Source organism: Edaphobacter dinghuensis (assembly GCF_014640335.1).
Lineage (GTDB): Bacteria > Acidobacteriota > Terriglobia > Terriglobales > Acidobacteriaceae > Edaphobacter > Edaphobacter dinghuensis.
Genome location: NZ_BMGT01000003.1, coordinates 630,633 through 643,780 on the forward strand (window position 1 = coordinate 630,633; position 13,148 = coordinate 643,780).

The following is a 13,148-nucleotide window of genomic DNA, read 5'->3' on the forward strand; positions in this document are numbered from 1 at the left end:
AGTTGGTCCTAATTGTTCTTGCTTGCAAGGCCGGCATTGCCGGGTGAGGAGGAAAGAGACAACGCCGTGGAAGAAATCTGGAGAGCAGCCGCACGCAACTCCGCAATCGACTTTGCGAGTTGCGGCGCTATGATCTGGGCTGGACGGGATGCATTCTTGTTGTCGGAAGTCAGTTCTATGCACAATGCGAAGTTTTCCCCCGCATCTTTGCGCAGACTTTCCGTAAGATCGTTGCTACTGGCCACGGAACTCGACGGGGGTACGGTCAACTGCGCCCGCATCAATGCGCGTTCTTCGCGCGCCAACGCTGCCAGCAACGCAGTTTTATGCTGAACTAATAATTCTGCTAAAGCAGTCCGGGCCGGAGTGGGCAGCGTGGTATCTGTCGAAAACCTCTGAAGAAGAGTAGAAAGCTGCTCCGTTTCCCACTTCACCGCAAAGGACCCTTCGAGAAAATCTTGCGTTGTTGATGAAAACTCTTGCTGATCCAAGTGATGCTCGTTGAAGTACATCTCCAGCGCTGACGGAGCCGCCGCAACATCAGAGGATTGACGAATCGACGTGATACCTGAGCTGGAGTTGGCGTAGCTTTCCATTTCCTGCACGGTTAGGATTGACGGAATAACATTCGGAATGAGGCGTAGTTGAGCTTGCAGTTGGTTTTTTTGCATCTCGGTATCCACAAGGCCTCGAACGTGCACTCCATCAAGGTTGCGAGTGATCTCGATACGGCTGTTGGCATCCAAACCAAGACGGTTGAGCATCAGGCGCGCCGACAGCTCGGCAAGATCCAACTCTCCCGGAGTAACTGCGTGTGGAAGATGAGGAAGCAAGGAGGTGTGCAGATGCCGTCCTTCCGCTTCCGGTATGGCAGTCAGCGGCTCGAAGATATCAGGGTTGACCGAACTCCACGGAAGGACGCTGTAGTTCAATTCGGCGACTTCAATCGTTCCGGCATCCCGCAACTCAACCGTTCTCTTGATGGGCCGGAAATCAGCCTCGCGAACCGTAAGCGATTCGCTGGCAATGCGTCCAGTCGAGACCGTGGTCGTGAGCGTCAACAAACCTTTTTCGGGACGCTTCACTATATCCCGCGACACAGCCACGCCATCATGCCAATCACGGAATGAATCTGCGGAGAGCGGATCGTTCCAGGGGATCCCGGAGTTTTCAAGCTCAGTGCGAAGCGAAGCGTCTTGATGGCTTAGCGTTTTGTTCTTCAGACTACGCTTATGCTGTACGTCACGATAAAGGGTCCGCTCCACCTTGCGGAGTGGGGTTTGAATACGCACACTCTGCACAACGACGCCACTGGTTCCGGATTGAGCCGCAGCATTTTCTGCTACAGTTGCCCGCTGCAACAGCTCCCCCGGCGTCATCACCGATGCGGTACGAAGCGAGATAACGAGAAGTACAACCGCGGCAACTCCACAAACAAGGGAAGTCGCCAGCATGGGATTCATCATGCCGACAAAGAACCTCTTAAGATTTTTCGACAGGAATGTGATCACTCTCGTAGCCCTGCGCAATGTTCGATTAGCAGGAACGAGAACGATCGTCTTTATTGAGCTCTCCGTCGATAACTGAACCAAATCAGTTGAAGCGCTGCTAGTCATTGGCTTCGCCGCAGACTCTTCGGCGACGACCGGATCGTGATACAAGACGTGAACCGTGGGATCTTCCGCAGCGAAGCTCAACGTTAGAACGAGAGAACGTCCATCGCTCAAGAAAACGGATTCGACTTGTTGCAGCATGTCCGCCGAGACAGGCGCTTCAACCAATAGGAAGGCCAGCCGGAAGCCTTGTTCGCTTATCACCTCGATAAACGAAGGTTCTTCCTTCCGTGCCAGCTTCAGGCAGAACTCATTGATCTCTGCCGTCACCTTCTGTGACGACCGGATGTCTCCGTCGACCACAATTTCCAAGCTGTCAGGGCGGTGTTCATAGACATCTCTGGCTCGGCGCTCTAGTTTGCGAAGTGAAGGCCCCTTTTTGCTATCAGAGCGCTTCGTTCGCGTTTGAGAAGCGCTGTTTTCTCCTATCCCTGCCTGTGGGCCAGAACCACCATCACGATCAAGGCCGTATTCAGGAGATCGCTCGGCTAGAAGCGGCAGATGCAGGATCGTGTTTACTTGATCGAGACATGTTGGACAACTGACCAGATGTGCGAGTTGCTGGGCGCTCAGAGGAGAAGGTGTTTCGCCACCGGCATACCGCTGCTCCAGAACCGCGCGATCAAAATGCTCACCTTCCGATGCGCGGAAGATTGTTTCGCGGAGCTTCAGGAAGATATCGTGGCTGTCGTTACCAGCGCTCCGTTTCGAGACAGAGATAGACGGGCTTTTCGCAGGAGAAATGGAAACAATAGCTCCGGGGTGGTCCAGATGCATCCGAGCTTCATTCCGCGCAACATGCAGTGCCTGGTCGACTACATAGCGGGGAATCTGGACAACCTTCATCAACTCACTCGGGTAGTACCCGAGAAAGAAGCGCATGATCAGAATCCCAGCAGCGCGATTTGTGCTCTTGCGTTGGCATGCATACAGGCAGATTTGCTCTAGATGGGAGCGGATGAACAGCAACTCCCTGCGATCAGCCGCGACAAGCCCTTGCTCTACGGAGTCATAGTCAACGATGGATAAGCTGTCGATCGGTTCTCGCCGTGCCCGACGCATACGCGCATAGTAGAGATTGCGCAGCACACGGAACAGGTATCCCTCTAACTGCTCCATTCCATCAAGCGTGCGGCTGATGCGAAGAACAGTCAGATAGAAATCCTGTACCAAGTCCTCGGACTCGGCACGGTCGTTGCGCGTGATCTGCGCTGCCCACGTCAAGAGCTGTGAGTGGTACTCGAAGAAGACGTCCTCGTTCGTTCTCCGGCCGGGTTGGGAGTGGTAAAAAGACATAGTTTTGCGGCTCTACTTAGCAAAGGGTATGGAACGGCGCGAATCTAACTTGCCAACGAGGGATATTCGCCGTTTCTTAATATTTCGAGCATCCATTCACCTACGGATGCAGAGTAGCGCTGCGGAATGAATCCCTAATTAGCCGTAGTACTCGTTCGGAGGCTGAGAAACCGCCGGACGCTTGTTTCCCCCAGAACAATAGACGACCGCACTTTCACCTGACTGTGTTCATCATGATGCCAATTTTGAACACTCAATGGTGCTAATCTCCGATCCTGGCTTGGCGCAAAGGGTGCGCAAATTGCGGCTCTTCTGAGGTGGGACCCAGAATCAGTTGGTTGAAAAAGCCGATGTTTCCCCGAACTTACTCAACCTGATCGAGAGTGGCTTGCGTGATCGATCTTTCAACAACCTGGAGCGGCTGGCTAGGGTGCTGCGCGTTCCGGTACACGAGCTGTTCTTGTCCTAAAAGTCGTCATCAGGCCAGCTGTGTTCACGAAAATTTAACAACATCGTGAGTTAAATTGGGGGAAGTTTTACACGCCTATGCAGTTAGCCGCATCTTTGGCAAGCGGAAGTAATAAGTAATAGTAGTGCCGCATGTATGCAGAAGATCCGACGACGGCCAAACTTCTGATTGTCCCCATTGAAACCGGCTTCATGCGAAATTCAGATTTCGCGGGTATGCTATTTTGCGGAGTTCAGCTTAATGCGAATACTGATCGTCGAGGACGATCCAAAGATGGCAGCTCTGCTGCGAGACGCTTTGGAGAAGAAGTCGCATCGCACCTTTCTGGCGACGACTGGGCGAGAGGGCCTGGAGGTAGGGCGGAGCCACAAGTTCGAAGCAATCATGCTCGATGTGATGCTTCCGGAGATGGATGGCTTCGTCGTGGCGCGCTCGCTACGTGAAGTTGGGGTAGCCGCACCGATTCTTATGCTGACCGCTCGCGATGCGACAACAGACATTGTCCGTGGCCTGGATAGCGGGGTCGATGATTACTTGACCAAGCCATTTGCTTTCGAAGAGCTATTTGCCCGCTTGCGCGCTCTGGCGCGACGCCGCAATACTGCTCTGTCGATGCAGTACCACATGGGAGATCTTCAACTTGATCCGGAGACCCATCGGGCAGCGAGATCGGGAACGCCGATCAGTCTGACGCGGACAGAGTATCTGTTGCTGGAATATATGATGTGTCACCCGGAGACGGTTCTGAGACGAGACGCGATTATCGATGCCGTGTGGGGTTATGAGCGAACGGTCGAAAACAATACATTAGATGCATTCATGAAACAGCTTCGTGCCAAGATAGACGGAAACTACGAGAAGAAACTGATTCAAACCGTTCGGGGCTTTGGGTACAAGCTGACGGCGGTCAGCCTTTGAAGACTGTCTCGATTCGCACACGACTGACATATTGGTATGCCGTGCTGGTTGCCTGTGTTGTCATGCTGCTGGGACTCGGCGTGTTCTTGGGCGCATCATGGGGGCTGCGGAAGGCTGCCGATCAGGAATTGACCTCAGGTATCGATGGTATCGACGCGTTTCTGCATCATAAATTAGCGATCCATCAGATGGACAACCTTGGCGAAGAACTTAGGGAACACTCTGCTTTGATGCCGCGCGGAAAGATGTTTCGGGTAACTGATCGATCAGGTGTGTTGATCTACCAGCCTGATGCGATGTCAATTGTGACGCCGGTCATTCCTGGGCCAGATGAGATTCGTGAAGAGAACATCACTGTCGGATCACGATCATTTCGCACGATCAGCCGGTTCGCCTGGGTCGGCCCGTACCGATTTCTTCTACAGGTGGCGGTCGATCAAACTGAGTACCGGGAGCTCATGACGGGGCTTGCATGGCTGCTCATTCTGAGCATCCCGGTGGCCGGACTGCTTGCTGCGCTGGTGGGTTACTGGATGAGCGGGCGGGCTCTCGCTCCAATTAGCCAGATTACGGAGACGGCGAACTCGATCGATGGCAGCAGCCTTAATCGCCGTCTGCCACTAATGGGAACGCATGATGAGTTAGATCAGCTCTCATCGACGATCAACTATATGCTCGATCGCATTGCGGCCTCGTATGATCGCATCTCGCAGTTTACAGCGGACGCATCCCATGAACTGCGTACTCCCATTGCGAGGGTCCGCTCCACCGCTGAGCTTCTACTGATGAGTGTTGCCGATCCGGTGCGCGTTCAAAGCGGACTCGCGGACATTCTTTCCGAGAGCGACTTTATGACACGCATGATCCGAGACTTGCTGACGCTGGCACGTAACGGATTGGAGGAGGGGCGTGTGTCTATGGAGCTATTCGAGCTCGGTGAGTCCGCCAAGGCAATGCTGCCGCGCGCGCGATCGCTGGCCTCAACCCGGGGCATCACGGTGGAGTTGATTACAGAAGAAGATATTCTGCCGGTGCGAGGCAACCAGAGCATCGTTGAGAGGACATTGATGATCCTGGTCGACAATGCGGTCCACTACACTCCGTCCGGAGGCCGGGTCTGGATCAGCACATGGAGCGCGGAGAATCTCTGTGGTTTTACCGTACGCGACAACGGTGTGGGAATTGCTCAGGCTGATCAGGAACGGATCTTCGAGCGTTTCTATCGAGTTGATACGGTAAGGACGCCGAGAGATGGAGGCTCTGGCCTAGGCTTGTCGATTGCCAAGAGCTTAGTGGAGCTGCACGGTGGCAAGATCCACCTGAGTAGTGAGGTTGGCAGCGGTTCCAGCTTTGAGGTTTACTTTCCACGAGCGGACCTTCGCCGGGTTGTCACGGATTTTAAGATCACAGGTTAGCAGGGACCGGACTCAGCAAAAATTCAGGTGCTCTGCGATATGGTCGTTACAATGACTTCCGCTGCAAAGATCCAGCTTCGCACCCTTGTCTGCGCTGTTTTCTTTTTGTTTTGTAGCCACCTGTTGGCACAGATTAACGTAACCGGAACAGTTATCGACCCGGATGGGGCCGCAGTCCCGGGTGTCGATGTTCTCCTCCTTACTTCGGATGCCAAGGCACCGATGGCACAATCGCCGACCGATACCTTGGGTCGATTTCATTTTCCTTCGGTCCCTGCCGGCGACTATCAGCTTGAGGTTCCGGCGTCGCCAGGATTTAATCTCTATCGGATGCTGGTGCATCTCAAACCGGGCGTACACGCTTCATTGCAGATTCATTTGACGCTGGCACAAGTAGTACAAGATGTGACTGTGGCATCGGAGCCAGGTTCGGTCTCGCTTGACGCTGATGCGAATCGCGACCAGATGAGTGCCGATGCGAACATGCTGGAGAAGGTGCCGGTATTTGACCAGAATTACATCGCTACGCTCACTCCATTTCTGGACCAGACGGGAGTGGCGACTAGTGGTGTCAGTGTGATCGTTGACGGCATCGAGATGAAGGGAACTGGCGTGTCGGCATCCGCAATCGCGGAAGCCCACATCAACAAGGATCCATACAGTGCGGAGACGAACCGGCCAGGAAAGGGAAGAATTGAGATCATCACCAAGCCAGGGACGCCCCAGCTTCATGGCACGCTAAACTTTACTTTCCGCGATTCAGTGATGGATGCGAAGAACTACTTTGCAGAGACAAAGCCTTTCGAGCAGAAGCGGATCTATGAGGGATCGATCACAGGGCCACTTAACCATAAGACGACCTTTCTTCTATCAGGATCGAGACAGGAAGACAACCTGGCGTCGATTATCCATGCGGTGGCGCCAACTGGTCCGGTGACGGCGAATGTGCCGACACCGCTGCATGATACAGAGTTTGCGGTGCGGGTCTCGCGCGATCTTTCGTCTGTACACCGGGCCTCGCTACAATACAACGTTTCCAATACGATAACGCGGAACCAGGGAGTCGGTGGGCTTGTGCTCAGCTCGGCCGGGGTCAACGCGCAAACACGCGAAGACGATGTTATTTTTAACGATCGCATCATCATCTCACCAACGCTGATCAATCAGCTGCAACTGTTCTTCGAGAAGGACTACGATCCGACCCGCAGTGTCTCGCCTGCACAGAAGATCGTCGTCGATGGCAGTTTTACTGGAGGCGGCGCGCAGGCGAACTTTCTTCAGACAGAGAACAATCTGAAGATCAATGACATCGTCAGTTGGAGCCATAGACATCACTACTTGAAATTTGGCATCAACATTCCAAACCTCAGCCGAAGGGCGTGGGAGGATGAGTCGAACAGCGCAGGGACTTTCAACTTTGGCAGCATATCTAATTATGAATTGGGCACTCCTTACTCGTTCACGCAGCAGGCGGGTGTTGGCCGCACGGTCTTCTGGATGAATGAATTGGGTGCGTTCATTCAGGATCAAATACAGGTGCGCTCGAATTTGCAGGTTTCGCTTGGGCTGCGATATGACTGGCAGACTTACTTCAAATCGGTCCACGATTTTGCGCCGCGGATCTCCATGGCCTATAAGATGCCGGACCGAAAGACCGTGCTGCGCATGGGCTCAGGAATCTTCTACGACCGCTCCGGAGCGCAGCCAATGGGCGATCTGAAGCGATACAACGGGGTGATTCTTCGCTCCCTGACATTGTTGAATCCGAGCTATCCTACACCGTATGCAGCCGACGTTGCCTTGAATAGCTTTCCAACCAATCTCGTGCAGTTGGAGCCTGGAGGGCGGCTGCCTTATGTCATCAACTTCAGCGCTGGTGCAGAGCGACAGATTGTAAAGGGTCTTACGCTTTCAGCGACGTATCGTGGCACAGTGGGCATTGCACTCTTCCGCTCCCGCGATGTCAATGCACCATTGCCCCCGCTCTATGCGGTGCGTCCGAATGCGAGCCTTGGCGTGGTGCGCCAGATCGAGTCCGAGGGCAGGCAGCTAGGCAATGCAATTGATCTCACCATCGAGGGCAACGCGGGACGCTGGTTCTCAGGGCTCGCGCAGTACACCTTCAGCCGTACAAACAATAACACCGGCGGAGTTATCTGGTTTCCAGCAAACCAATACACGCTCGAAGGAGAGTACGGACGCGCGGACTTCGATCAGCGCCATCGCTTCAACCTGTTGGGTACCTTCAATGAAAATCATTGGCTGAACCTCGGTGTTGCGGTGAAACTTTACTCTGGCATGCCATATACGGAGACCGCTGGAGTGGACCAATTCAATACGGGCCTTTTGAATGCGCGGCCTGCAGGTATCAATAGAAATACTTTGGAGACGGCGGGCAACAAGGAGTTGGACCTGCGATGGAACCGAGATATCCCATTGCCATACAAACGCGGCGATATCAGCTCGGTCTTTTCGTTTGCGGTGGATGCCTTCAACATTATGAATACGACGAACTACACCTCCTATGTGGGGAATGTGCAGTCTTCTTTCTTTGAACAACCTACGGCGTCGCTACCAGCGAGAAGACTTCAGTTGAGCGCGCGATTTAAGTTCTAGAAGCTGCGAAGCCTTTGTTTTCATTATTCAAGCGACGATTTTAAAGAAATCTGAATATCACCTGAGGTGCGATTGTCTGAAGCTTGATCGTGCTGTCACCATTTACAAACAGCGTGGTGCCTACACTGAATCAGTTCAACTGAGTTCAATCCTTTTCAGGTACCACGATGAAGTCTCGGCTCTTTGCGTTTTTCTGTGTTTCTCTTCTCCTCGCTGGTCTCGGTCATGCTCAGAGTGTTCCAGTCTCTGCGGGTATGTCGACACAGTCTGCACTTAGTCTTGTAAATACATACCCGATGTCTGCGGCGGTACAGGGAAGCTTCGATCATTTCGGAATCGACCTTAAGCGCAACCGTCTGTTTGTTACGGCGGAAGATTACAAATCGGTGCTGGTCTTCGATCTGAATACGGGCGCGGTGATTCATCGCATCGAAGGAGTTGTACGACCGCATGCTATTCTCTATCGCTCAAATGTGGATCGGCTGTACATCACAGACGGAGAAGACGGGTCTGTGCGCGTCTTTGATGCAGAGACGTATCGCCAGATCGGGCGTATCGCTCTATTGAAGGATGCCGATTCGATCGGATTCGACGTCTCGCGCAAGCTACTTTACGTTGACAACGGTGGCAGAGATGTAGGTAAGAACTACTCAATGCTGAGTGTCATCGACACTACAAATAATACGAAGGTGCAGGATATTCGCATTGAGGGTGACACCCTGGAGGCGATGGCGCTCGACAGCTACCGGCCTCGCTTGTATGTGAATGACAAGGCGACGAACGAGGTCGTCGTCGTCGACCGGTTCACGAACAAGGTCTTCGCAAAGTGGCCTCTGACGATGTGCCATGTAAATGTAGCGATGGCGCTTGATGAGCAGCGACAACGACTGTTTGTGGGATGCAGGAGTGGACAGATTGTGGTGCTCGATAGCAATACCGGCAAAGAGCTTCAAACGCTGAGGATTCATACAGGCGTTGACGATCTCATCTACGATCCGGTGACACGACGCATCTACGCCTCGACTGATGGCTTTATCGATGTGTTCGATCAGATTAACCTGAACGACTACGTCTCGCGCGGCAGCATCGCTTCAGGTGCGAAGGGTCGCACAGAGCGGCTGGTACCTGAGTTGAACCGGCTCTTCGTTGCGATTCCCAAAAGCTCCGCAGCCAATGCGCATGTTCTTGTCTTTGAGCCGGAGAATACGCAGCCACCCGTGACTCGACCTGTCGATATACAAGAGCCAGTGCACGCGCCTGTAGCGGAGAAGATGGTTCTTGAAGAACTCTCCGAGCATCCGTTGCTGCGCCGCATGGGGCTGCATGTAATCCCGCCAGGAGGAAAGACGATGATCCTGATCGCGAACGGCAACGAGACACGGCTCGGGATTCATACCTCAGAGGGTGACTTCGCCGCGGTCAAGAGCGGAAAGACATACGGGCCGCGAATTCCCGACGGCGAGTTCTACAACATGAAGATGCCGATGTTCGATGCAAGGGGGCGTCGTATTGGCATTCTGGTGATGGAGATCGCTTGCACTGACGCCCATAGTGAAGCGGAGGCAGCGACAAAGGCGGAAAGTATTCGCAGCGAGCTAGCTAGCAAGATTCCAAACCTGGATGCTCTCTTCGCTCCGCTTCCCAACTAACAGGATTCAGTAGCTCACGGACAGGTTACCGCAGCGGCTCTTTGGAGTCGGTCAGCCATTCCTTGTCCCAAATTGTTATCGATGGAGAAGTCTATGAATCGGCGCACGTATATCACCCTAAGTTGTCTGATCTTTCTCTTTCCAATTCTGCTGTACGCGCAGATCGATCGGACGGAACTGAACGGAACAGTTGCGGACGGCACGGGCGCGTCTCTGAGTGGCGTCTCGATCACCGTGACACAGGAGGGAACCAATCAGGTTCGTGCTGTCACTACGGATTCGCACGGCCAGTATGTTATTTCCTCCCTGCCTATTGGGCGTTTTGCCATAGTGTTTGCCCACGATGGCTTCAAGGACTTGCGCGTGACGGATCTGGATCTTCACTCCGGTGACACGCGCACAGTGAATGCAAAACTGGTCGTGGGATCCCTTAACCAGAGCATCGGAGTGGAAGCTGATCTAGGCGGAGCGCAACTCGACAAGAGCAACGCTACCTTTGGAGGCACGATTCAGACGGCACAGGTTTCCCGTCTTCCGCTCAATGGTCGCAACATTACAAACCTTGAGTTGTTGGCCCCGGGCGCGATCGATTCCGGCTCGGGCGCGCAGTCATCGATTCGCTTCTCGGGCAATGGGACGGATGACAACAACTTTCGACTCGACGGTGTGGACGCGAGCGGCGTCTTTCACGCGTCGCTCAAATCGGCGCTGCGCCTGCAGTTTTCCACTGAAGCGATCGCAGAGTTCAAAGTGGATTCGGGAGCTTACACGGCAGATACGGGAGGCTCAGCAGGCGGGCAGGTGAGCCTCATTTCGAAGACCGGCACCAACGCGTTTCATGGCAGCGTCTTCGACTATCTGCGTAACAACTACTTTGATGCGCAGGGGCCTATAAAGTCGGCTCTCAAGCGACCCGTCTTCCAACTTAATCAGTTTGGGGGAAGCCTTGGAGGACCCATTGTCAGGGATCGCACCTTCTTCTTTGCGAACTATGAAGGGTTTCGTCAGCAGCTTGGCGGCGTTCCACAGACGGGCTTTGTGCCAAGTCCAGCCTTTCGCGCACAAGTGGCTGCTGCGCAACCCAGCCTTGCTTTCATCGTGAACGCCTATCCGCAAGGACAGGCTCCAACTTCGGACCCAAACGTCTTCTCCTTCACCGGAGTGGTTCCGAGTCCCAATGCCGAGAACGCGGGGACGGTGCGCGTCGACCATCGCTTCTCGTCGCATGACTCGGGCTACGTGCGTTACAACATCGACGACGGCGCATCGACGAGTGCTCTGAATGCGCTGGCGCAGGGCATTACCGTCACTGCGCGGACGCAGAACCTCGTCCTAGAGGAGACGCGCATCATCAGTCCGCGCACGATCAACGAAGCGCAAATCGGGTTCAACCGCAACACCTATCTCCAGTATCAGCACACCGGACTGCCCTTCAACTTCACCATTACCGGCTTTACGTCGCTCAATGAGAACTACAGCAAGGAGCAGGTGGGGCAGTCGATCTCCGTCAACGACACGGTGACCTGGACCAAGGGTTACCACACGCTTAAATTTGGTGCCGAGTTGAAATTGCCCCGCTTCAATGAACAGAACTCGGTTGATGGGACAGCGACCTTTATTAATGAGGCGAGCTTTCTTGCCAATCAGCTCAGCACTTTCCTCACAACTGCCGCACTGCCTGACAAGGGGATGAACAAGGTTCACGTCAGCGGATATGCGCAGGATGAGTGGAAGGCCTCCCGTGGCCTGACGATCAACTATGGGCTGCGATATAACTACTTTTCGCCTTTCACCGAGTCTCACGGGAACGAGGATCCCTTTGACATCGCGGACTGCGGCGGATACTGCGGGCTTGGTGCCAGCTTCTACCATCCCAATTACCTGAGCTTCGATCCTCGTGCTTCGGTAGCATACGCACCCGAAGCCTGGAAGGGCAACACGGTGTTTCGTGCCGGATACGGCATCTATCATGGCGAGGTACAGCTTGGCGATGAAGACAGCCCGGTGGTGAACACCGAGCCTTCGACGCTCCTTACCAGCGGTATTCAATCGAACGGGTCGTTCGTACAGTACTCGTATCCCGTTCCCCCCTCATTGACGCCATCCACGGGCCTTGCACTCACTCCGCGATCGATGGCCCGTGTTCATCCTGACTCATATGTGGAGCAGTGGACGGCCTCTGTGCAGCAGGCTCTTCCAGGACAGACATCGCTGACGGTGACCTATCTCGGGTCTCATGGGGTTCATCTGTTCCGCCGCAGCTACACAAATCTTATTGATCCGGCGACCAACAAGCGTCCGCTCCCACAGTTCCCGAGCGAAATCGACACGAAGTACAACGAGGGAATGTCGACCTTCAATGCGCTGATCACCAGTGTGTCACGCCGTTTTCATAACGGATTGTTTTTTGGCGGCAATTACATGTGGTCACATGCCCTCAACGATGGGTCGGTCGGTGCGGGCGATGCCGATGCCGCAGAAAATATCGCATGCTTTCGCTGCGAGTATGCAAGTAGCGACTTCGATTCTCGGTACAGCGGCACACTGAGTGCCGTGTACGATCTGCCCTTCGGTCGGGGGCGGGCGCATCTCAGTAACAACACAGCCGTCGATCTTGTGGCTGGCGGATGGTCTCTGAACACGCTCTTTACCGCACGTGCTGGCCTCCCGATCAACATCTATCTGACTCGAAACTCAAACGAGATGGTTGATGGAAATAATGTGAATCAAAGGCCCAATCGAGTCGCCGGTGTACCGCTCTACCTTGCAAACCACAGCATCACGCAGTGGATCAACCCCGCAGCATTTTCGCTGCCCGCGGTAGGTGCGTGGGGAAATGCAGGTCACAATGTCGCAGTAGGACCAGCCTTGTGGCAGAACGATTCGGCTATCCAGAAGACCTTCCGGGTGACAGAGCGCAACAGCATTGTCTTTCGTTCGGAGGCATTCAACCTTTTCAACCGCTCTCAGTACGCGAATCCTTCGGCCACAATGAGTGTGACGACCAACGCATCGAGTGGATTACGGACGCTGAACGTTCCTTCCAGCTTTGGTCATATCACCTCGACGGTGAACTCGGCCGGCCTGGTAGGAACCGGAACACCGCGCGTTCTCGAATTTTCCCTGCGCCTCACCTACTAAACGAGCAAGTCTTACAGAATTTCTGGAGCCC

General features: G+C 54.2%; 6 protein-coding genes and 1 pseudogene. 6 read left to right on the top strand and 1 reads right to left on the bottom strand.

Features of this window, described 5'->3' with window-relative positions; genetic code table 11:
- Positions 1 to 8: 8 nt before the first annotated feature.
- Positions 9 to 2,909, bottom strand: a complete 2,901-nt coding sequence (locus IEW09_RS14555) for an RNA polymerase sigma factor (RefSeq protein WP_188554919.1) — start codon at positions 2,907 to 2,909, stop codon at positions 9 to 11.
- A 328-nt stretch (positions 2,910 to 3,237) separates the two neighbouring features.
- Between IEW09_RS14555 and IEW09_RS18885 the strand changes: the two are divergent.
- The 6 genes and pseudogenes from IEW09_RS18885 to IEW09_RS14585 all read left to right on the top strand — a co-directional run.
- Positions 3,238 to 3,378 (top strand): annotated as a pseudogene (locus tag IEW09_RS18885) (helix-turn-helix domain-containing protein); the annotation flags it as partial.
- Between the two features lie 240 nt (positions 3,379 to 3,618).
- Positions 3,619 to 4,296, top strand: a complete 678-nt coding sequence (locus IEW09_RS14565) for a response regulator transcription factor (RefSeq protein ID WP_188554921.1) — start codon at positions 3,619 to 3,621, stop codon at positions 4,294 to 4,296.
- Positions 4,293 to 5,711: a sensor histidine kinase gene (locus IEW09_RS14570; RefSeq protein ID WP_229739334.1), complete on the top strand. Its 1,419-nt coding sequence runs from the start codon at positions 4,293 to 4,295 to the stop codon at positions 5,709 to 5,711. Before IEW09_RS14565 ends, IEW09_RS14570 begins: the two co-directional genes overlap by 4 nt.
- Positions 5,712 to 5,750: 39 nt before the next feature.
- Entirely contained in the window at positions 5,751 to 8,327 is a 2,577-nt protein-coding gene (locus IEW09_RS14575; protein ID WP_229739335.1) for a TonB-dependent receptor, read from the top strand.
- Positions 8,328 to 8,581: 254 nt separating this feature from the next.
- On the top strand, positions 8,582 to 9,976 hold the full coding sequence (locus IEW09_RS14580) for a YncE family protein (RefSeq protein ID WP_188554922.1): 1,395 nt from the start codon (positions 8,582 to 8,584) through the stop codon (positions 9,974 to 9,976).
- Between the two features lie 93 nt (positions 9,977 to 10,069).
- Positions 10,070 to 13,117 carry a TonB-dependent receptor gene (locus IEW09_RS14585; RefSeq protein ID WP_188554923.1) on the top strand — a complete coding sequence of 1,016 codons (3,048 nt, stop codon included), beginning with the start codon at positions 10,070 to 10,072 and terminating at the stop codon, positions 13,115 to 13,117.
- Positions 13,118 to 13,148 lie beyond the last annotated feature (31 nt).

What these genes read in the sequence shown, in the direction of transcription:
- IEW09_RS14565 (WP_188554921.1), top strand. Translation starts at nt 3,619, where the DNA reads ATGCGAATACTGATCGTCGAGGACGATCCAAAGATGGCAGCTCTGCTG.
- IEW09_RS14580 (WP_188554922.1), top strand. Translation starts at nt 8,582, where the DNA reads ATGTCGACACAGTCTGCACTTAGTCTTGTAAATACATACCCGATGTCT.
- IEW09_RS14555 (WP_188554919.1), bottom strand. Translation starts at nt 2,909, where the DNA reads ATGTCTTTTTACCACTCCCAACCCGGCCGGAGAACGAACGAGGACGTC.
- IEW09_RS14575 (WP_229739335.1), top strand. Translation starts at nt 5,751, where the DNA reads ATGGTCGTTACAATGACTTCCGCTGCAAAGATCCAGCTTCGCACCCTT.
- IEW09_RS14585 (WP_188554923.1), top strand. Translation starts at nt 10,070, where the DNA reads ATGAATCGGCGCACGTATATCACCCTAAGTTGTCTGATCTTTCTCTTT.